The organism is Micromonospora sp. WMMD967, assembly GCF_029626165.1.
GTDB classification, from domain to species: domain Bacteria; phylum Actinomycetota; class Actinomycetes; order Mycobacteriales; family Micromonosporaceae; genus Micromonospora; species Micromonospora taraxaci.
Window position 1 is genome coordinate 4,408,629 of record NZ_JARUBK010000001.1, and the last position, 21,239, is coordinate 4,429,867.

A 21,239-nucleotide genomic window follows, 5' to 3' on the forward strand; every position below is an offset into this window, starting at 1 on the left:
CGACGGCGCGGCACGCCTGGGGCACCGCCGATCGGTGTCGGTGGCCGCGTCCGCATCGGGACGGTCCGGCGGCGCGCTCAGATCGGGGCCAGCTCCGGCACGCCGAAGTGCTGGTCGAGCACCTGCATCGCGGCACCCGCGGCGATGGCGTCCGCGCCGAGGCTGGACAGGGTCACCGTCGTGGTGAGCCAGTCCGCGCGCCGCGCGTCGGCCCGTACGGCCTCGGTCACCGCCGTGAGATAGGTCTGCGGATGTCGGAGGAGGTCCGCGCCGGCCAGCACGACGTGGGCCAGGTCGAGGGTCTGGAGCAGGTTGACCACGCCGACCGCCACGACGCGGGCGGCGCGGGCGATGTCTCCGGCGTCGGCCGCGTGGTGGTGCACGATCTCCAGGCACCCGTGGCGGCCGCAGACACAGCGGGGTCCGTCCAGGTCGACGACAGTGTGGCCGAACTCGCCCGCGTTGGTGTGCGCGCCCCGGTGGGCCGTGCCGCCCAGCCAGAAGCCGCCACCGATACCTGACTCGATCATGATGAGGGCCGCGTCGCCGAACGTCGCGCCGTGCCGCCAGGCCTCGGCCGTAACCCCCGCGGTGACGTCCTTGTCGAGGTGGACGGGCAGGTCGAGGTGCTTCTCGGCAATCTCGCGCAGGGGTACGTCGTGCCAGTGCCGCAGGCCGTGGGCACCCCGGACCAGGCCGTTGGCGTGGTCCAGCGGGCCGATCATGCCGATGCCCACGCCGGTGAGTCGGCTCCGCACGTCGCCGCTGGCGGTCATCGCCCCGACGCCGGCCGCCAGGGCGTCGAGAAGCTGCTCGGGGGTGAAGTCGGCCGGCAACGGACTGACCGCCGAGTGGCGCACGGCACCGGCCAGGTCGACGAGGACCAGCCGCAGTGTGCGCCGGGCCACGTGGGCGCCGATCGCGTACCGGCTGTCGGGGACGAGTTCGTAGACGACGGCAGGCTTGCCGATGCCCGCACGGCGCACGCCGGTGGGGCGGATCAGGCCGTCGCCGGTCAGACGCGCGATGACCTTGGAGACCGCCTGCGGCGTCAGCCCGGTCGCCCCGACCACCGTCGACCGCTCGAACGTCCGCCCGGTACGCCCCAACGCCAGGACCCGCGCCTGGTTGTAGCCGCGCAGGAACGTGACGTCGGCAGTGATGCGAGTCATCTCGCCACTCTATTACGCAACGCTGTTGCTAAATTTTCTCGGTGATCGGGATGAGCAGAGGACGACGGGTGGCGGCGCTTGTCGCGTTGGCACTCGGTGGTGTGGCGATCGGTCTGACCGAGTTCGTGGCGATGGGCCTGCTGCCCGACATCGCGCGCGGTCTGCTCCCGCAGGAGTACGCCCGGTCGTCGTCCGACGCGGTCGCCCGCGCCGGCTGGATGATCACCGCGTACGCGCTCGGCGTGGTCGTGGGCGCACCCCTGATCGCCGCGCTGAGCGCACGCCTGCCGCGCAAGAAGCTCGTGCTCGGACTGCTCGCGCTCTTCGCCGTCGGCACCGTCGCGTCCGCGATCGCCCCCACCTTCGACCTGGTGATGGTGGCCCGGTTCGCGGCGGCGTTGCCGCACGGCGCGTACTTCGGCGCGGCGGGCCTGCTCGCGGCCACCCTGATGGGCCCCGGCAACGAGGCCCGCGGCTTCGCCATCGTGCTCAGCGGTCTGACAGTGAGCAACGTGGTCGGCGTACCCCTCATCACGAGGCTTGGTCAGGCGGCCGGCTGGCGCGTCGCGTACCTGGTCATCGCCGGTGTCTTCGTGCTCACCCTGCTGGCGGTCCTGGCGGTCGTCCCGGAGGTCGCCGCGGCGGTCGACGGCTCGCCGGCCGCCGAGTTGCGGGCGCTGCGGACGTCGCAGGTCTGGTTGGTCGCCGCGACCGGCGCGATCGGCTTCGCCGGCTTCTTCGCGGTGGACACCTACATCGCGCCGGTCACCACCGACGTCGCCGGACTCTCGGCCGCGACGGTGCCCTGGGCGTTGGTGGCGGTGGGTCTCGGCATGACCGTCGGCAACGCCCTGGGTGGCTGGTTGGCGGACCGGGACCTCCAACGCAGCATGATCATCGGGTTCGTCGCGATGATCGTGAGCATCACGACGTTCAGCCTCGTCGCGTCGAGCCCGGTCGGCCTGTTCGTCGGCGCGTTCCTGGTCGGCGCGACGAGCCTCTACCTCGGGCCGGTCCTCCAGGCGCGCCTGATCACCGTTGCCCCCGGAGCGCAGCTGATGGGCGCGGCGCTCAACCAGTCGGCCATGAACATCGCGAACAGCCTGGGCGCGGCCCTGGGCAGCGTCGCCATCGCCGCCGGCCTCGGCTACCTCGCACCGGCCTGGGTCGGCGCTGCCCTGGCGATTGTCGGCCTGGCCCTGGGGGTGGTCAGCTTCGCCGTCGGGCGACGCCAGCGCGACCGAACCCCGGCCGTGGTCGCGGGCTGAGGGGCCCGGCCGCTTCCGCGGCTGAGGGACCCGGCCGCTATCGCAAACTGAGGTGCCCCGGCCGCTGTCGTGGGTTGAGGCGGCCGGGTCACCGAGGAGGCTCGGGTCAGAAGTCGTCGACGCTGACCGACACGCGGTGGGCGCTCGACCTCCAGTTCGGCACGTTGATCACGTCGTGTCCGCCGCCGCGTTGACCCACGGTGATCCGGACGAGGCCGAGGTGCGCCGGTGCCGCCGGGATGAACAGGTCCATGCCGGTGATGAAGGTCTGGCTGAAGAACTCCGGCAGGGGAGCGGTCAGGTCGCTCACACCGTCGCTGCCGTCGTCGAACGCGAAGATCGCGATCGTCCGCTTGGCCCGTGGCGCGTTCGCCGCGTTCAGGACGTCAGTGCCGTTGATCCAGAGGTGGTCGCCGGCGTCGCCCTGGTCGCCCCACCATTCCTTCTGGCGTTGAACCGTCAGCGCCGTGTGCCGGTCGCTGGTGTCCACCAGCGCGCCGAGCCCTTCGCCGGGCACGCTCGTCGCGAGGCGTACGAACGAGTCCGAACGAAGGAACGGCTGGAAGTAGAAGTGGTGCATCGGTGCGCCGGGACGCACGATGGCGAACTCGTAGCGGGCCGTGGCGAGCACCGGGACGGGGCCGAACGAGCCGTCGTCACCCACTGCCAACCGGTGCGTGGGCCGGTGGGACAACCGACCGCCGGTCAGGGAACTGACCGGGTAGACCTCGACAATCGCGTCGGTGACGCCGACGTTGCTCGGGAAGAGCACCGCGCGACCGGAGACCCGGGCGGTGCCGAAGAGCTGTGGCGTGATCCCTGTCGTGTGCGGCGTCCGACCCTGGAGGAACCGGAAGATCTCACCGAACGACTCCGGCGACGACACGGTCTGCGTGTGGGACTGGTCGGGGAGGTGCACGTTCGTCGCACCGACGACGGCGCGGGCCGGGTCGCCCTCACCCCAGATGGCGAGGGTGGGCACACCACCGGGCGGGGAGGCGGCGGGGCGCCCGTCCAGGTTGACGTAGTGGGCGACGCGGGCGGCGCGTGCCGGTGAGCTGTTCAGATAGCCCTGCGTGACGAAGGTGCCGAGGGAGTGCGCGAGCAGGTCGACGCGGTCCGCGCCGGTCGTCGCCAGCAGACGGGTGATCCGTGCGTCGAGCCCCGCGTACACCTCCGGCAGGATCGTGGCGATGTTCGGTGAGTCGTACTCGTGGGCCTCGATGACGTCGATCGGGTAGCCGTTGCTGGCGAGACGCTTGGCCTGCGACTGGAACTGCGTCGCCGAACCGGCGCTGCCGTGCACGAAGATCGCCGGGCGGTACGTCGTGGTGGCGGCGTCGGCGGCCCGGGGGGCGGGAGCGACGGCCAAGCCGACCGCGAGGACGCCCCCGGCCAGCACGGAGAGCAGTCTCCGGTGAGACACGTGCATCGGTCCTCCACGCTGAGCGACGAAGTATCTGCACTGATAGCGCAAGTATCCTGTCAGGGCGCGGCGCGGCGGTCTACACCTGACGGTCGTCGATCAGTTGACAGCTTTCGCGAGCAGATCGCCGAGGGAGGCGCGCACCGGATCGGGGTTCGACCAACTCCAGTTGGGATGCGCGCGGTTGGTGAGCAGCGCGACGACGAGCTTCCGGGCCGGGTCGACCACTAGTGACGGGCCGGCGAAACCGGTGTGGCCGAAGGTCCGGGCAGAGGCGAGCCGACCCATGAACCAACTCTGGTTGAGCACGACCCCGAGTCCGTGGGCGGCGGTCCGGTTGGGCCGCTCCGGGTCGATCGCCGGCTTCCCGGAATTCTGGTTGGTGAGCATCCGACGCACCGTCGTCGCGGCGAGGATCCTCCGGCCCTGGTGGGTGCCGCCCTTGAGCAGCATCTGCCCGATGACGGCCAGGTCGCCGGCCGTGGCGAAGATGCCGGCGTGACCGGCCACGCCGCCGAGGTGGTTGGCGACGTCGTCGTGGACGGTGCCCCGGAGCAGACCCCGCGACGAGCGGGCGTCGGTGGCGACGAGACGGGTGGCCTTCGCGCTGCCCGACAGCCAGGCGTTCGGGTTGAAGCCGGTGTCACGGAGGCCCAGCGGGCCGGTGAGGTTGCTCTTCAGCGCCTGGTCGAGCCGCTGGCCGGTCACCTTCTCGACGATCTTGCCGGCGACCATGAGCCCGACGCTGGAATAGCGGAACGTGGTGCCGGGCACGGCGCCGGAGACCAGCCCGGTGGTGAGCACGGCGTTCCAGCGGGCCGTGTTGTCGGCGAGCCCGGTGACCTTGGCGCCGACCGGGAGACCGCTGGTGTGGGTCAGCAGCATCTCGACGGTGATCCGCTCGGTGCCCGCGCCGGTGAAACCTGGCAGGTAGTCGCGCACCGGCGCGCCCAACTCGACCCGACCCTTGTCGACCTGTTGCAACAGCAGGATGGCCGTGTACACCTTCGTGACCGAGGCCAGGTCGAAGATGGAGTCCGGGCGCATCTCGACCCGTTGGCCCGCCGGCAGCAGCTTGGGCCCGGCGCCGTAGCGCAACGCCTCCCCGACCGCGATGTGCACGGCCGTCTTCCCGTCGACCAGGACGACGGCGACCGCGCCGGGAAAGCCCTTGTGCTGCACCGTCTGCGGAGTGGCGGGCAGGTGCCGCCGCAGCAGCGCCGTCACCTCCTGCGCGTAGCGGGCCTGACCGGCGGGCGCGGCACCGCCGCTCGGGGAGGCGGTGGCGCTCGGCGTACCCGAAGGCGGTGTGGTCTTGCCGGCCGAGCCGAAGCCCACCCGGTTGCCGGCGGCGTCGGTCGCGGTCACCGCGTCACCAGGCCCGGCCACACCGGAATCCGGCGCGCCGTTGTCGCCGCATCCGGTGACCGCGGAGGTCGCGGCGGCCAGACCGGCGACAAGGAGGGTACGACGTGCAACGGGCATGCCGGAGATCGTGACAGTCGGCATCGTCGCACGCCAATCGGCCGTCCGAACGTCGGTCGTGTCCACCCCGTCGTCCGACACGTGGTCATCTGGCAGACACAGACGGTTGCCCTTCAGGTGGTTGTGCGACGATCGGCGAGCGTCACGTCGGACGACCGTCCACCGGTCCGCCCGCCCACCGAACGCCGGCGGCACGGAGGGCACCACACCTCGTATCCCTTGGAGAGCACGATGTCCCTCTCCCCATCCCGGGTCTTCGCGGAGCTGAACGCGGTCCGACCCCCTGAGCAGATCTCACCGACGATCGGCAGGGCCGTCGTGGTCGGCGGCAGCGTCGCCGGCCTGCTGGCCGCCCGGGTGCTGTCCGACCACGCCGAGAGCGTCGTCATCATCGACCGGGACGACCCGCAGGTGGCCGGCGCGCGGCCCGGCGTACCCCAGGGGACACAGCTGCACGCGCTGCTGCCCGGCGGCTTTCTCCAGCTGGAGCGCCTGTTTCCCGGCTTCCGCGACGCGGCGCTGGCGCAGGGAGCGGTCGAGGCGCCGCCCGAGGCCCGGCTCAACTACCTCGATGGCCGCCCGAAGGTCGTCGTCCCCGACGACGCCGACAGCCTGGCCGGCAGCCGCCCGCTCCTGGAGGGGCTGATCCGCCAACAGGTGCTCCGGCTCCCCAACGTCAAGACGGTCACCGCACGCGCCACAGGTCTCGTGTTCGACGGCGACGCGGTCACCGGGGTCCGCTGCGAGGGTGCCGGGGTGACCGGCGTGGAGACCGGTGACTTCGTGGTGGACGCCATGGGTCGGTCGAGCAGACTCTCGGACTGGTTGGAGCAGGCCGGCTGGGAGCGGCCGGTGACGCGGCGGATGACAGTGCACCTCAACTACGCGACAGCCCTGTTCCGCCGCCCGGAGGTCACCCCGGCCACGACCGTGGTGATGGCGTTGCACACCCCGAAGAGGGGGGTGGACGTGGCCGGTGCCGCGTTCTTCGCCATCGAGGACGGCCGGTGGATGGCCATGATGGCCGGTTACGGCGACGACCGACCGGGCCGCACGCCGGAGGACTTCGTCCGCCGCCTGCGGGAGCAGTTCCCGCCGGAGTTCGGCGAGATCGCCGACCAGGAGATGCTGGGCGACGTCCAGACCTACCACCACGCCGACAGCCGGCGACGGGACTTCCACGCCCTGAAGCGGTTCCCGGCCGGCCTGGTCAGCGTCGGCGACGCCGTCGCGTCGTTCAACCCGGTGTACGGGCAGGGGATGACGTCGGCGGCCCTGTACGCGGCCTGCCTGTCGGTTCACCTGCGGTCCGCGCCGGACCTGCGGGCACCCGCGCGGCACTTCCTCGCGTTGCAGCAGGTCGTCGTCGACGCCGCCTGGTCGATCTCGACCTCTGCCGACCTGGCGTTGCCCCACGTCCACGGGCCCTACCCGCGCGGTTACCGGATCTCCAGTTGGGCGAGCCGGCAGATCATCGAGGCGACCGTCACGGACGTGGCGACAGCACGCCGGTTCAACGAGGTCGTCTCCATGCGTGAACACCCGCGCTCGCTGGCCCGGCCCGGCGTACTGATCGGTGCCCTGCGCGCCAACCGACGGGCGCGTTGACGACCGACCCGGCGGCCTCGTGCGGGGCCGCCGGGTCCGCAGCGTCAGCGGGGAAGCTTGCGGAGGATGTCGACGACGAAACGGTGGTCGTCGAGCTGCGGCAGCCCGGATACACCGACCCAGCCCACCACGCCGGTGCCCCGCACGCGCAGCGGCACCGCGCCCCCGGCCGCCGCGAACCGTTCGGCCGGCAGACCGTACCGTTCGGCCAGCGTCACCTGCTTGTCGTGGCACAACCGGGCCATGTACAGCGAGGAGTGCTCGAAGCGCGTCACCACACGCCCCTTGCGACGCAGCCACGCGTCGTTGTCCGCCGTCGAGCCCGGCAGACCACAGTGGAAGAGCTGGCGTCCCGCCCGCCACACCCCGATCGACACCGGCAGTCCCTGCTCCCGCGCGGCGGCGACGGCGAGCATCCCCAGCTCGTACGCGTCCGTCTCGGACAGGCCCGCGAGTTCCAGCTCGCTCTCCTCGCGCAGCAGCTCGTCCAGCGTCGGCCACGTGTCACGGTCGTCTGACATGTTCTTCTCCTCGTCGTCGCGGGCGGTCACCCGCTCTGTTGCACGCGGGCGATCACTCGCTTTGTTGCGGGCGGTCACCAGGCGCAGGGCGCGTAGTCCTTCAGGAAACAGCCGTACAGGTCTTCGCCCTGCTCGCCACGGACGATCGGGTCGTACACCCGGGCGGCGCCGTCGACCAGGTCCAGCGGGGCGTGGAAGCCCTCGTCGGCCAGGCGCATCTTGGTCGGGTGCGGCCGTTCGTCGGTGATCCAGCCGGTGTCGACGCTGGTCATCAGGATGCCGTCGGTCAGCATCTCCTCGGCGCTGGTGCGGGTCAGCATGTTCAGCGCGGCCTTGGCCATGTTGGTGTGCGGGTGCCCCGGCCCCTTGTAGCCACGGCCGAACTGGCCCTCCATCGCCGACACGTTCACCACGTACTTGCGGCGGGCCGGCGCGGCGGCCATCGCCGGGCGTAGCCTGCTGACCAGCACGAACGGTGCGGTGACGTTGCACAGCTGCACTTCGAGCAGCTCGACCGGGTCGACCTCCTGCACCCGCTGGACCCAGCTGTTGACCGAGTCGAGGTCCGGTACGAGACCCCCGGCGTCGATGGCCGTGGACGCCGCGATCCGCTCTGGCGAGGCGGAACCGCTGGTGAGCGCCAACGCGGTGAGCGCGTGCGGGGTGAGCCCGGCGGTGAGGGCGCCCGCCGGGGCGTCCTGCCCACCCGGCTTGGCGAAGGTGATCAACTCCGGCAGCGGGCCGTCCGGAAGGGCCGCGGCCTCCGCGGCGACCAGCTGCGCGTACGCCCCGGGGGAGCGGCGGACGGTCTGTGCCGCGTTGTTGATCAGGATGTCCAGGGAACCCTGACTGCTCACCGAGTCGGCGAGGGCGATCACCTGGGCCGGGTCACGCAGGTCGATCCCGACGATGCGCAGGCGGTGCAGCCAGTCGGCGCTGTCCGGCATCGCGGCGAACCGGCGTACCGCGTCGTGCGGGAACCGCGTGGTCACCGTCGTGTGGGCACCGTCGCGCAGCAGCCGCAGCGCGATGTACATGCCGATCTTCGCTCGGCCGCCGGTGAGGAGCGCGCGCCGACCGGTCAGGTCGGTACGGGCGTCGCGGCGCTGCCGGTTGAGCGCCGCGCAGGACGGGCAGAGCTGGTGGTAGAAGGCGTCCACCTGGTGATAGCGCTGCTTGCAGACGTAGCACCCGCGCGGGTTGTGCAGGAAGCCCGCCGTCTCGCCCGCGACCGACGACGCGAGCGGGATGCCCTGGGTCTCGTCGTCGATCCTCCCGGGAGCACCGGTGGCGGTGGCCTCCGTCACCGCCCGGTCGGCGGCGAGGATGGCGTCCCGCCGTTCCTCTCGTCGCCGCTGCTTGACCACCTTGTAGAGCCGGGCGGTGGCCCGCTGCACCCGCACCACGTCCGGGTGGTCCGACGGCAGCGCCTCCAACGCCTCGAAGACGCTGAGGCAGGCCTCCAGCCGTTCTCGGTCAATGCCCTGGGGACCGCGGTCGCGGTCAATGCCCTTCTGACCGTTTTCGGTAACGTTGTCCACCGTCATGCGTCGTCGTCTCGTCCCGTATCCCGTGCCGGGTCACCCCGGCTCGCCCCAAGTCCGACCCGAAACTGTACGCACCGCGCGGCCACCCACGCACCTCACGGCCGCCCCGGCCCCCTGCCCGTGGCTGCCCCGGCTGCCGGGGCGGCGGCGCGGCTCGCGGCGGTCAGGCGGGGTCGGCGTGCCCGAGACGCCAGTAACCCATGAAGGCCACCGCCCGTCGGTCCAGCCCTCGCTCGGAGACCAGGTGCCGCCGCAGGGTGCGGATCACGCCGGCCTCCCCGGCCAACCATGCGTACAGGGGTGCCGCGGCCACCTCCTCGGGGACCTCCCACAGGATCTCGGTGTCCACGTCCAGGTCGGCGACGGGTTGCCCGGTCCCGGACGGGCCAGGAAGCAGCAGTTCCTCCGCTGCGGCGGCGACCGCGGGCACCAGCCGGCTGCCGTGTGCGTCGAGGCCCCGAGGAAGCCAGCGGACCTCGATGCCCGGGGGTGTGACCAGCGGCAACACGTCGTCAGCGTCGGGCACCTCCAGCAGGACGGTGCCCCGGGTGTCGAGGGGGAGCCGCTCGCAGATGCTGGCGATCGCCGGCACGGCGGTCTCGTCCCCGGCCAGCAGCAGGCAGCTCCCGGTCGACGGCCGGAACTCGATGCCGCCGTGGCTGCCGTCGTATCCCGTGTCCGGACCGACGAGGGCGATCTCGTCGCCGACGCTCGCGCGCCGAGCCCAGCGCGTCGCCGGACCACCATCGCCGTGCAGCACCAGGTCGACGTCGACCTCGGCCAGGTGGGGCCGGACCGCCCGTACCGTGTAGGTGCGGATCGGGTTGCGCAGGTGCTCCGGCAGAGCCCGCCAGGCCGCGTACCAGTCCGCGCCGCCGGTGAGGTTGACACCGTGTTGACCGGGCACCGGCAGCACCAGCTTGATCCGCTGGTCGTACCCGTTGTCCGCGAACCGGTCGAGGTCGACGCCGGTGAAGGTCACCCGGACGAACGACGGGCTGAGCCGGCGTAGCGCCGCGACGGTGACGGTGAACACGCGCCAGGGGGCGATGGGCAGGGTCTCGGTCATGGTGCCTCTCTCGGCTCGGCAGCTAGCGGGGGTTGTTCGTGACGGCGCGGGAGCGCCAGAGCAGCCAGACGAAGTACGGGGTGCCGATCATGGCGGTGACCAGGCCGGCGGGGACCTGGGCCGGGGCGATGATCGTCCGGCCGAGGGTGTCGGCGATGCTGACCAGCGCCGCGCCGAGCAGCGCGGCCACCGGAAGCACCCGGGAGTGCCGCCCGCCCACCAGGGCCCGCGCGGCGTGCGGGGCGACCAGGCCGACGAAGCCGATGACGCCGACGGCCGAGACCGCTGTGGAGGTGAGCAGCGCCGCCGCGCCGAGCGCCACCAACCGGGTGCGTTCCAGGCGGACGCCCAGCACCCGGGGGGTGTCGTCGTCCAACGCCATCAGGTCGAGTTCGCGGCGCGCGGCGACCACTGCCGGGGTGAGCACGAGCAGGGCGATCAGCACCGGCAGCACCTGGGTCGGCATGCGGCCGTAGGTGGAGCCGGACAGCCAGGTCAACGCCTTTCCGGTGTTCCACGGGTCGAAGGCGACGACCAGGAAGGTGATCACTGCCATGCCGCCCTGCCAGGCGCCGAAGCCGATCAGCACCAGCCGGTCGGAACTCAGCCCGCCGCGCCACGCCAGGCCGTAGACCAGGGCGAACGCCGCCATCGCGCCGAGCCCGGCGACGCCGGAGACGGCCCACACCCCGGCCAACGGCACGAAGGTGAGCAGGGAGACCGCCCCGAGCCCGGCGCCGGCGGTGATGCCGAGGATGCCGGGTTCGGCCAGCGGGTTGCGGCAGACCGCCTGCACCGTGGTGCCGGCGACCGCGAGCGCCGCGCCGGCCAGGACCGCCGCGGCGACGCGCGGCCACCGCTGGTCCAGCACGAAGGTGTACGCGGGCCCGGTGCTGCCGTTGATCCAGTTGACGACATCCCCGAGCAGCACCCACGTGTCGCCGACGAGCATGCCGACCGTCACGGCGGAGATGGTCACGACGGCGGTGACGGCGACGACGCCACGGTGGAAGGCGGCGGAGCGGACGGCCGCGTGCCCGCCGGGCGGGCGGCGGGTGGGGCCCGCGTCGCGGTGCCGGCGGGCCAGCCAGATGAGGATCGCCGCGCCGAACAGGGTGGTGACCACACCGGTCGGAATGTCGACGCCGGCCTGCCCGCCCATCACGGCACGGAGCAGCACGTCGGAGCCGAGCACGATGATGACCCCGGCGATGCCGGACAACGGCAGCAGGACGCGGTGCCGGTGCACCCCCGGCACCACGGGGGCGAGCAGCCGGACGATCACCGGGGCGCACAGGCCGACGAAGCCGACCGGGCCGGTGAGGGTGACCGCCGCGGCGGAGAGCAGCACGGCCAGCACCATGACGGTGAGCCGAGTACGCCGCACGTCGAGACCGAGCACTGTGGCGGTGTCGTCGCCGAGGGCGAGGATGTCGAGGCGGTGTCCGAGCAGCACGAGCACGAGGGCCGCGCCGACGATCACCGGGGCGAGTTGGGTCAGCGCGGTCAGGTCGCTCTGCACCAGCGAGCCGTTGCCCCAGGCGAACAGGCCGATGGTGGCCTGCTCGAAGAGGAGCAGCAGCAGGGTGGTCACCGACCCGAGCGCCAGCGCCGTCGCCGAGCCGGCGAGGATCAGCCGGGTGGTGCCGGCCTGCCCACCGGAGGACATGGCCATCACCAGGCCGGCGGCGGCCAGCCCGCCGCAGAAGGCGAGGCCGCCGGAGGGCAGCGCCGGCAACGAGATGCCGAACGCGGCGACGGCGACGATCGCCAGGTGGGCGCCCGCGTTGACAGCGAGCGTGTCCGGGGAGGCGAGCGGGTTGCGGGCGATCGACTGCAACGCCGCGCCGGCGAACCCGAGCGCCACGCCGATGGCCAGCCCGGCGAGCAGCCGGGGCAGCCGGGAGGCGACCAGGACGCGGGCCGCCTCGTCGTCGCCGCCGGTCACGAGCCGGAGCAGGTCGAGGGCCCCGACGGTGGAGGTGCCCTGGGTGAGGTGCACCGCGCCGACCACGAGCAGCAGCAGGAGCGCCGCGACGAAGACCCCGGCGACGCGTGGTACGGCCAGTCGCCCGCCCGGAGCCGGCCGGGTGGCCGGCTCCGGGCGTGGGGGTGCGTTCAGCACGCTCACACCGCGTACGTCTTGACGAGTTCGTCGATGTACTGCTTGCCGGAGAGCGGCCCACCGAAGGTCCAGATGCCGTTGGGCATCTTGTGCAGGTTGCCCTTCTGCACGAAGGGCAGCGACTTCCAGATGGCGTTGCCGGCGAGCCCGTCGGCGAACACGTCGTCGCCGTCGGAGGCGTTGTAGAAGAGGTGCACGTTCGGGTCCTTGAGCACTGTCATGCCCTCGACGTCGGTCTGGCCGAGGCCCCACACCTCATCGGTCTTGCCGGTCCAGGCGTTGCTGAGGCCGAGCTGGATGCCGATCTGGGAGACGAGCGCGCCAGTGCCGAACATTCGGATGCTGACGGTGCTGCCCTCCTTCCAGCCGTCGGCGATGGCGAACGGCCGGCCGGCTGCCCCGGCGTCGGCGATCTTCTTCTTGCCGTCGGCGATGGCCGTGTCGAAGTCGGCGAGCAGCTTCTCCGCCTGCGCGGTCCTGCCGACGGCCTTCGCGATCATGGTGAGGTCCGCGCGCATCCGGCCGAGGTTGTCGGTGGCGTCACTGCCCTTGGCGACCACGACGGGGACGAACTTCTCCAGCTGACTGACGATGGCGCCGCCCCGGTCGTCCTCCATCACGACGAGGTCGGGCTGGAGGGCGACGATCGAGTCGACGCTGGGTTCTCCGCGAGCGCCGACGTCCTTGACGCTCGGGTCGAGCTTCGCGGAGGTGACCCAGGTGCCGTAGCCCTTCGGGTCGGCCACACCGACGGGCATGACGCCCAGGCTGACCAGCATCTCGACCTCGCCCCACTCGAGCCCGACGACCTTGCTGGCCGGGGCCTTGAGGGTGATCTCCTTGCCGCGGCTGTCGGTGATGCTGACCGGCCCGCCGGCCGTCGAGGCGGAGGTCTCGGGAGTGGCGGCCTTCTCGGTGGTGCCGCAGGCGCCGAGTGTCAGGGCGGCCACGACGGCGATGAGGGCTGTGAAACGGGTACGGGTCATGACGGTCTTTCTCTGCTGGGGATGAGGGGTGTTTCAGACCAGGGCGCGGACCGCGTGCCGCCCGACGGGACGGGTGGTGACCAGTCCGCTGATCGGATCGGTGGTCACCTCGATGCGGATTCCGTAGGTCTCGGTGAGGGCTTCCTCGGTGAACACGGTGGCCGGGGTGCCGGTGGCGCGGACCCTGCCCTGGTGCAGCAGGACCACCTCGTCCGCCACGGCGGCGGCCTGGTTGAGGTCGTGCAGGACGACGCCGACGGCGACGCCGTGGTCGTCGGCGAGGTCCCGGACCAGGTCCAGGATCTCCACCTGGTAGCGCAGGTCGAGGAAGGTGGTGGGTTCGTCGAGGAGCAGCACCGGAGTGTCCTGGGCCAGGCAGGTGGCCAGCCACACCCGCTGCAACTCGCCGCCGGAGAGTTCGTCGACCGGACGCTGGGCCATCGCGGCGACACCGGTCACGTCCATGGCGCGGGCGATGGCGGCGGGACCGTCCGGATCCTCGGTGCGCCAGCGCCCCCGGTAGGGGTGCCGGCCGTAGCCGACGACATCGTGGACGGTGACCCCACTGGGCACCGGACGGCTCTGGGCGAGCAGGGTGACCCGCCGGGCGAACTCACGGGACGGGAGGCTGGCGGCCGCGACGCCGTCGGCGAGGTGGACCAGACCGGACTCGATCGGGTGCAGGCGGGCCAGGGCCCGCAGCAGGGTGGACTTGCCGCTGCCGTTGGGCCCGACGAGGGCGGTCACGGCACCGGCGCGAAGGTTGATCATGGCGTCGTGCACTACCGGCACGCCGTGGTAGCCCAGACGGAGGTCGACGCCGGCCAGGCTGCGCTCGCCGTTGGCCGACGCCAACTCGTTTTGCATGAGGTTAGGCTAACCTAACGAAATGCCGGCGTGTCAAGTCGGCCAACGAGTCAGGTCACCGGGGATGGACCGGCGGTCGTCGCGGGGTCGCGCACGTGGGGGATGCTGGGTCCGTGCAGATCACCACCCTCGGTCCGTTCGCAGTCGACGGTCAGCCCGTTCGGGGTGAACGTCTCGCGGCGGTGGTCCGCGCGCTCGTCGACGCACGGGGACGGGCGGTCTCCACGAGCCTGCTCGTGGACGCCGTGTGGGACGGCGCCCCACCCGACGACGCGACGGGTGCCGTGCAGGCACTCGTGTCCCGGGTGCGCCGCCTCGGACTGTCCGTGGTCGCGGTGCCCGGCGGATACCGGCTGCCCGCCGAGGAGGTCACCGTCGACGCGGTCGAGGCGCGGGCGCTCGTCGACCGCGCGCGGACCGCCTTCGACAGCGGCGATCTGTCGGCCGCCCGCAGCCTCGCCGACCAGGCGCGCGCCCTCTTCCCCGAGGTGCCCGAGCTGGTCAGCGCCGAGGACACCCGCCTGTTCGCCGATGTCGCCGCGCTCCGCGCGCAGGCGGCACTCGCCGGTGCGGGCCCGTTCGACGAGGCCGATCTGAGCCGGCTCGTCGCCCGTACACCGCCGGACGAGCCCTCGGCCGCCCTGCTCGTCCGGAGCCTCGCCGCCCAGGGACGGGAGGCGGAGGCGCTGGAGGTGGTCGAGCGACTCCGGGTCGAGCTGTCCGACCGGTACGGCACCGACCCGTCGCCGGTGATCACACAGGTCCACCTGGCGCTGCTGCGCGGCGAGCTGACCACCCCGGTCGTCGAGGCGGCACCCCGGCAACCGACGCGGATCGCCCTGCCGACCGCCTGGCGTCGGCCGATGACCGCCCTCGTCGGCCGGGAACGGGACGTCGAGGCCGTGGTGGAGGCACTCGCCGACGCGGCGGTGGTGACGATCGTGGCACCCGGCGGCGCGGGCAAGACCCGTCTCGCCGCCGAGGTGGCGCGGCGTACGGCGGCGGCCGGGCAGTCGGTACGCGTGATCGAACTCGCGGGCCTGCGCTCACCCGACGAGGTGCTGCCCACAGTGCTCGCAGCCCTCGGAGGCGCGGACACCTCGTCCACAGGTGGCAACCTCGGCCTGGAACGCCGGGTGCTCAGCCCCGAGGAACGCCTTCGCGCGGTGGCACCCGACCTCGACGGGCTGCTGGTGCTGGACAACTGCGAGCACGTCCTCGACGCGGTGGCCACCGTCGTGGCGGACCTGGTCGCTGTGGCGTCCCCGGAGGCCGCGGTGCTCGCCACGAGCCGGGCCCCGCTGGGTCTGGCCGGTGAGTTGGTGCACCGACTGACCGCGCTGCCCGACGCCGACGCCCTCGCCGTTCTCGAATCGCGCGCCCGGGCCGGCGGTGCGGTGCCCACCTGGGACAGCGCGCGGGCGCTGGCCCTCTGCCACCGGCTCGACAACCTGCCCCTGGCCCTCGAGTTGGCCGCGGCGCGACTGCGACACATGCCGATCGACGACGTGCTCGCCGGGCTCACCGACCGGTTCGCGCTGCTCGACGACGCCCTGCGCGGCCTGCCGGAGCGGCACGCGAGCCTGTGGGCGCTCGTCGACTGGAGCAGGGAACTGCTCGATGAGGACGACCGCGATCTGCTGCAACGGGTCGCGGTCATCCCCGCGCCCTTCACCGCGGATCTCGCCGCCGCCGTCGCGCCGACCCCGGACGTCCGTCGCGGCCTGGCGACACTCGTCGAGCAGTCCCTGTTGACCCTGGTCGAGGGGGACGGCCCGCCGCGCTACCGGATGCTCGAAACGGTCCGTGAGTACGGCGAAGCCCGGCTCGACGCGGTCGGTGCCCGAGGGGCGGCCATGACCGGGCTGGTCGCGTGGGCCCGGGAGCGGGCCGTCGCGCTCGCCGGCCGCTTCGTCGGCCCCGGCCAGGTCGAGGCGCTGCACCGCTGCGCCGCCGAGCAGGACAACCTGCTCGCCGCCCTGCGCTGGGCGCTCGCCGAGGACGACGAGCCGGCCACCGTCGACGTCGCGACGGCGCTGTTCCACCTCTGGACGGTGCGCGGCCTTCACCTGGAGGTCCTCGGATGGGCGCGCGGGATACTGGGTGTCGCCGACCCGGTCCGACGACGCCACTCGGCGATCCTGCACGGTCGTCGTGCCGGGCGACCGCTGCCCGACGCTGACCGACTCGCCTGGTTGTGCCTGCTGACCGGGGTGAACTCCGGTATCAGCGGTGAACTCCGGCTCGCGGTGCTCGCCCGGCGGGCACTACGGACGCTGCTCACCGAGCGACCCGACGAGGTCTCGTCCCGGTTGACAGCGCTCGCGTCGGCCCTGCCCGAGTTCGACGCCTCCGACGTGGATCGCAGTATGAAGGCCGCTGACGAACTGGTCGCGCACCCCGACCCGCACGTGCAGGCCCTCGGCCTGTTCGCCCGCGCCGCGGCCCGGGAGAACGGCGGCATGCCCGAGGCGTCGGTCACCGATGCCGAGCAGGCCTACCACCGCTTCGCGATCGCCGGTGACCACTGGGGCATGGCGATGGCGGCGGGTGCCGTCGGGCAGTTCCTCAACCCCACCGGGGACACCGGGTCGGCCGAGTGGCTGGCGCGCAGCGTCCGCCACATGGAGATGATCGGTGCCACCCAGGACGCCCGGTCGATCCGGGTACGGCTGGACGTGCAGCTCGCCCTGACCGGTGACGGAGAAGCCGAACGACGACTGGTGGAGACGGCCGCCCCGGGCGACGGCGAGGCGGTGGACGCCGCGGTCGCCTGCCTCGGGCTGGCCCACCTGGCCTGGCAGCGTCAGCAGTACGACGAGGCCCGCGCGTGCGGCGCCCGGGTCACCCGGATCCTGCGCGGCTGGACGAGCCCACAGCCGCAGCCGCAGGCCATGCTGCGCGTCGCCGTGGCAGTCCTCGACCTGCGGGTGGCGCAGGTCCGGCCGATGCCGGGGGAGAACCCCGACGCGCACGCGGTCGCCCTGTTGACCCTCGCCCGCGACGACGCGCTCGCCTCGAAGGACCTACCCATCATCGGCGCGTGGGCGCAGGGCGGCGCCGAGCTCGCGGCGTACCGCGGTGACGACGAGACAGCGCGGGAACTGTTCACGCTCGCCACCCGGGTCGGCACCCACGTCGGGATGTTCTTCCCACCCGGACGGGCCGAACGACTCGACGCCGCCCTCGCTGACGAGGAGCGGCGCGAGTCGTTGCTGGTCGCGTGGCGTGGGCGTCCGGTCGCCGCGGCCGCCGCCCGGATCCGGGAGCTGATGAGCGACCTGCTCGCCAGGCCCTAGATCTTCTTCCGGTACGCGCGCAGCGCCAGTGGCATGAACAGCACCACGAAGCCGGCGCACCAGGCGAGTGTCCACCACACGTGCGAGCCGAGCGGGGTGCCGAGGAACAGACCACGGACCGACGCCACCAGGTGGGTCATCGGGTTGACGTCCACGAACGCCCGCATCCAGCCGGGCAGGGTGTCGGCGCCGACGAAGACGTTGGACGCGAAGCTCAACGGCATGATCAGCGCGAACATGACGCCCTGCACGGCACCGGCGGTCCGCACCTTCATCGACACGAGCACCGGCAACCAGCTCAGGCAGAGCGCGAACAGCACCGCGAGCAGACACCCGGCGATGGCCCGGAACAGGTCGGTCTCGATCCGGAAACCCATCACGTAGCCGATCGCGAGAGTCGACACCGTGACGATCACGTACCGGACGACGTCGCCCAGGACCGCGCCGACAAGTGGTGCGGAGCGGGGGATCGGCAACGACCGGAACCTGTCGAAGATGCCCTTGGAGATGTCGGTGTTGAGGTTGACACCGATCGCGATGGCACCTGTCGCGATGGTCTGCGCCAGGATGCCGGGCAGCAGGAACTGCAGGTAGTCGCCTGTCGATCCGGCGACCGCGCCGCCGAAGACGTACACGAAGATGACGAGGAACAGCACCGGCTGCAACGTGACGTCGATGAGCGCCTCGGGCGTACGCCAGGTCTTGATGAGACTGCGCTTGGCTAGCGCCAACGAGTGCCGGACCAGTCGGAACGGTCGCGGGTGCGCGGTGATCGTCGACAGCGCCCGGTTCCGGGTCGGTGGTGCGTCGGTCAGAGTGCTCATGCCGCGACCTCCGTGGGGCGGGTGGTGTCGTCTTCGGACGCCGTACGCCCGGTGAGGGTGAAGAACACCTCGTCGAGGCTCGGCAGGTGCAGGGACAGTTCGGTGACCGCGATGCCGGCCGTGGCGAGGCGCGCGACGCTCTCGGTCAGGGCCGCGTCGTCGGTGACCGGCACCGCGAGGACGCCCTTGCGGATCTCGTCGGCCGGCGCGCCGGAGCCGACCTGGGTCAGGATCTCCGCCGTCCGGGGCAGGTGCGCCGGGTCGGACGGCCGGACCTCCAGGGTCTGCCCGCCGACCACCCGCTTGAGCCCGTCGGGTGTGTCGTGCGCGATCACCCGGCCGTGGTCGATCACCGTGATCGCGTCGGCGAGCGCGTCGGCCTCCTCCAGGTACTGCGTGGTGAGCAGCACCGTCGAGCCGTTGCCCACCAGCGAGCGGACCACGTCCCACATGTCCTCGCGCTTGGCCGGGTCGAGCCCGGTCGTCGGCTCGTCCAGGAAGATCACGTCGGGGGAGCCGACGAGGCTGGCGGCCAGGTCGAGCCGTCGCCGCATGCCGCCGGAGTAGGTCTTGGCCGGCCGGTTCGCGGCGTCGGTCAGGTCGAACCATTCGAGCAGTTCGGCGGCCCGCCGCCGGGCGCCGGAACGCCCCAGCTCCAGCAGGGTGCCGAACAGCTCCAGGTTCTGCCGTCCGGTCAGGTCCTCGTCGACCGAGGCGTACTGGCCGGTCAGTCCGATGCTCTGCCGAACGCGCTCGGCGTCGCGTACCACGTCGAAACCGCCGATCCGGGCGGTCCCGCCGTCCGGGGTCAGCAGGGTCGAGAGGATGCGTACGGCGGTGGTCTTGCCGGCGCCGTTGGGGCCGAGCACCCCGAGCACCGTGCCCCGGGGAACCGCGAGGTCCACGCCCTGCAGCGCCCTCGTCTTCCCGAAGGTCTTGACGAGGCCCTCGGCCTCGATCACCAGGTCAGCTGTCATGCGTCACAGCATGCGCCGGCCCGCTGACACCGCCCCGACACGCCACCGACACCGGCTGACACGGTCGCCGACCCGCCGCCTCTGGTCCCGGAGGCCGGTATCCAGCTTGATCCACTCGCGTTCCCCGAAATGGGGGTGTCCGAACCGCCCGGATACCCCAACCTCCCCGATATCGAGTGGATCACGGCGGTGCCCCCTCAGCACCATCGAGTCACGTCATACTCCCGCTGACCGTTCTTCTGACGGACCCGAACGACGAGGAGTACGCGATGGGCCGCGTTCTGTTGAGCATGAGCGTGTCGTTGGACGGCTTCGCCGCCGGACCTGACGTCACCAAGGAACAACCGATGGGTGCGGGCGGCGAGCGGTTGCACGAGTGGCTGTTCCGGGCTGACGGGGACCGTGCCGTGGCGGCGGACGGGGTCACCCCGGTCGGCGTCGACGCCGCCCAGGCGCGGGAAATCCACGCGACGACGGGCGCCGTGGTGGTCGGCAAGCGGACGTTCGATGTCGGTGTGGACCTGTGGGAGGACACCCCGTTCCCGGTGCCGTGCTTCGTGGTGACCCATGAGCCGCGCGAACCGTTGACGATGAAGAGCGCCACCTTCACGTTCGTCACCGACGGCCTGCACAGCGCGCTGCGCCAGGCGCGTCACGCGGCGGGCGACCGCAACGTCCTCATCATGGGCGGGCCCACCACCGCACGACAGTTCGTCAAGGCCGGGCTGGTGGACGACATCCACCTCCAACTCGTACCGGTGTTCCTCGGCACCGGCACGCGCCCGTTCGACGAGCTCGGCACCGACCACATCGAGCTCGTGCGAACCGCGGTGATCGAGTCACCGCACGTCACGCACCTGCGCTTCACCGTCCCGAAGTGACCACCTGACGTTCCCCTGCCCGCGCGCAGGCCGGTCGGTCAGGTCGTGCGGGTCCGTGCAGCCGGCCACGGTAGCGATATGCTGGGCGCTGGCAGAGCGCCTGCCTGCGCCCGATGCGGTGGCCCACGCCTGATCGCATGCTGGGGCCAAGAGTCTCCGACTCCGCGCGGTTGTGTCGACTCCCGGCTTGCGGCCACGCCGCCTGTTCGGTGGAGTGCGTGGGGCTGCACCGGAGGCGTCATGTCTGATCACCACTCACGGCGAGATCCAGCTTCCGGACGAGCCCGCAAGCGCGCCATCCGGGAGTACGCGACCCAGGCCGGTGTCGCCTACTCGGTGGCTGCCCGGCACCTCGACTCGGTCGGGCTGCGACCCGGCGAAACCCTCGCCACCTACGGGCGGACGATCTACCCCATCGGATCCGACCCCCACCGTCAGCTGCTCGTCGAGCGCCGTGAGCGGCGGTCGTTCGAGGAGCGGGTGTCGGACACGAGGAGAGCTGCGGCTCTGCCTCATGGCCGCGCTCGGCACCTCGCCGAGCGTTTCCCCCCGAGCCGTGGGCGTGTGGGCAGTGGGGTGGGCCGGCTCTACCACGGCTACGGCCGGGAGGAACTGCTCGCGATGCTGTACATCGTGATCGGGACGGGGGCGCCGGGGCTGCTGCCCGAGGTCGGAGACCTGGCCTGGATCGCGGAGATGGGCGAGGACACCGCGCTCGACACGGCCTGCGCCGACATCGACCGCGAGGCCCGCCGGCTGCTCGATCAGGAGCCACTGGCCCTCTGGTCGAGCATTCAGGAGGCGCTGACCATCGCCGAACGCAGCGTGGACGGGCAGGTCCGCCAGGAGGCGATCCGGCAGGCCGCGCTGTTGAGCACGATGATGACGCCCCGTCTGGGGCACGCGGGTGAACCGTATGTGGAGGGGCTGCCGATCGTCGGTGCCCGCCAGATCCTCGACGCGCTGCTCATCGTCGCCGACGACGGACACGCGCCGGGTACCCGGGTGCGCCTGCGCGCCCAGCCGAACGACGCCCGCTCGGCCACGGTCATCGAGGCCAGGTGGGGGGCCTCCGGTCCGCCGGTGGGCTACCTCGTGTGGCTTGACGGAGCGACCGCGCCGCTGTCTGCCCGCCCTGACGACCTTATTGTCCTCGCCGGCCAGGAAACCATCCCGCGCTGAAC

At 72.1% G+C, this 21,239-nt stretch carries 16 protein-coding genes; 5 read left to right on the top strand and 11 right to left on the bottom strand.

The features are described from left to right. Positions 1-77: 77 nt before the first annotated feature. Positions 78-1,172, bottom strand: coding sequence for an ROK family protein (locus O7631_RS19745; RefSeq protein WP_278145572.1), 1,095 nt, complete (start codon positions 1,170-1,172; stop codon positions 78-80). A 41-nt stretch (positions 1,173-1,213) separates the two neighbouring features. Between O7631_RS19745 and O7631_RS19750 the strand changes: the two genes are divergently transcribed. After that, positions 1,214-2,440, top strand: a complete 1,227-nt coding sequence (locus O7631_RS19750; protein WP_278145573.1) for an MFS transporter — start codon at positions 1,214-1,216, stop codon at positions 2,438-2,440. Between the two features lie 106 nt (positions 2,441-2,546). Here the strand turns inward: O7631_RS19750 and O7631_RS19755 are convergent, their stop codons facing one another. Beyond that, positions 2,547-3,872 (bottom strand): alpha/beta hydrolase, encoded by a 1,326-nt coding sequence (locus O7631_RS19755; RefSeq protein WP_278145574.1) that lies wholly within the window; start codon positions 3,870-3,872, stop codon positions 2,547-2,549. Positions 3,873-3,965: 93 nt separating this feature from the next. Beyond that, complete coding sequence (locus O7631_RS19760; RefSeq protein WP_278145575.1) at positions 3,966-5,351, bottom strand: serine hydrolase; 1,386 nt, start codon at positions 5,349-5,351, stop codon at positions 3,966-3,968. Positions 5,352-5,582: 231 nt separating this feature from the next. Between O7631_RS19760 and O7631_RS19765 the strand changes: the two genes are divergently transcribed. After that, on the top strand, positions 5,583-6,959 hold the full coding sequence (locus O7631_RS19765) for an FAD-dependent oxidoreductase (RefSeq protein ID WP_278145576.1): 1,377 nt from the start codon (positions 5,583-5,585) through the stop codon (positions 6,957-6,959). Between the two features lie 44 nt (positions 6,960-7,003). Here O7631_RS19765 and O7631_RS19770 read toward each other — a convergent pair whose 3' ends face one another. The 6 genes from O7631_RS19770 to O7631_RS19795 all read right to left on the bottom strand — a co-directional run bounded on the left by O7631_RS19770 (position 7,004) and on the right by O7631_RS19795 (position 14,074). Next, the gene (locus tag O7631_RS19770) at positions 7,004-7,480 is read right to left on the bottom strand and encodes a heme-degrading domain-containing protein (RefSeq protein WP_278145577.1); all 477 of its coding nucleotides are present in this window, start codon (positions 7,478-7,480) and stop codon (positions 7,004-7,006) included. 74 nt (positions 7,481-7,554) lie between these two features. Continuing rightward, the gene (locus O7631_RS19775) at positions 7,555-9,027 is read right to left on the bottom strand and encodes an SDR family NAD(P)-dependent oxidoreductase (protein ID WP_278145578.1); all 1,473 of its coding nucleotides are present in this window, start codon (positions 9,025-9,027) and stop codon (positions 7,555-7,557) included. 163 nt (positions 9,028-9,190) lie between these two features. After that, the gene (locus tag O7631_RS19780; protein ID WP_278145579.1) at positions 9,191-10,096 is read right to left on the bottom strand and encodes a siderophore-interacting protein; all 906 of its coding nucleotides are present in this window, start codon (positions 10,094-10,096) and stop codon (positions 9,191-9,193) included. A 22-nt stretch (positions 10,097-10,118) separates the two neighbouring features. Then, positions 10,119-12,218, bottom strand: a complete 2,100-nt coding sequence (locus O7631_RS19785) for an iron ABC transporter permease (RefSeq protein ID WP_278147973.1) — start codon at positions 12,216-12,218, stop codon at positions 10,119-10,121. A 5-nt stretch (positions 12,219-12,223) separates the two neighbouring features. Then, a complete protein-coding gene (locus tag O7631_RS19790) occupies positions 12,224-13,207 on the bottom strand; it encodes an iron-siderophore ABC transporter substrate-binding protein (RefSeq protein WP_278145580.1) in 984 nt (327 codons plus the stop codon). A gap of 33 nt (positions 13,208-13,240) precedes the next feature. After that, positions 13,241-14,074, bottom strand: a complete 834-nt coding sequence (locus O7631_RS19795) for an ABC transporter ATP-binding protein (protein ID WP_278145581.1) — start codon at positions 14,072-14,074, stop codon at positions 13,241-13,243. A 113-nt stretch (positions 14,075-14,187) separates the two neighbouring features. Between O7631_RS19795 and O7631_RS19800 the strand changes: the two genes are divergently transcribed. Beyond that, positions 14,188-17,373: a BTAD domain-containing putative transcriptional regulator gene (locus tag O7631_RS19800; protein WP_278145582.1), complete on the top strand. Its 3,186-nt coding sequence runs from the start codon at positions 14,188-14,190 to the stop codon at positions 17,371-17,373. Here the strand turns inward: O7631_RS19800 and O7631_RS19805 are convergent. Continuing rightward, positions 17,370-18,197 (bottom strand): ABC transporter permease, encoded by an 828-nt coding sequence (locus O7631_RS19805; protein ID WP_278145583.1) that lies wholly within the window; start codon positions 18,195-18,197, stop codon positions 17,370-17,372. The two genes, O7631_RS19800 and O7631_RS19805, sit on opposite strands and share 4 nt — an antisense overlap. Beyond that, the gene (locus tag O7631_RS19810; RefSeq protein WP_278145584.1) at positions 18,194-19,174 is read right to left on the bottom strand and encodes an ATP-binding cassette domain-containing protein; all 981 of its coding nucleotides are present in this window, start codon (positions 19,172-19,174) and stop codon (positions 18,194-18,196) included. Before O7631_RS19810 ends, O7631_RS19805 begins: the two co-directional genes overlap by 4 nt. Positions 19,175-19,443: 269 nt before the next feature. Between O7631_RS19810 and O7631_RS19815 the strand changes: the two genes are divergently transcribed. Beyond that, a complete protein-coding gene (locus O7631_RS19815; protein WP_278145585.1) occupies positions 19,444-20,055 on the top strand; it encodes a dihydrofolate reductase family protein in 612 nt (203 codons plus the stop codon). 240 nt (positions 20,056-20,295) lie between these two features. Next, on the top strand, positions 20,296-21,237 hold the full coding sequence (locus tag O7631_RS19820) for a hypothetical protein (RefSeq protein WP_278145586.1): 942 nt from the start codon (positions 20,296-20,298) through the stop codon (positions 21,235-21,237). Positions 21,238-21,239 lie beyond the last annotated feature (2 nt).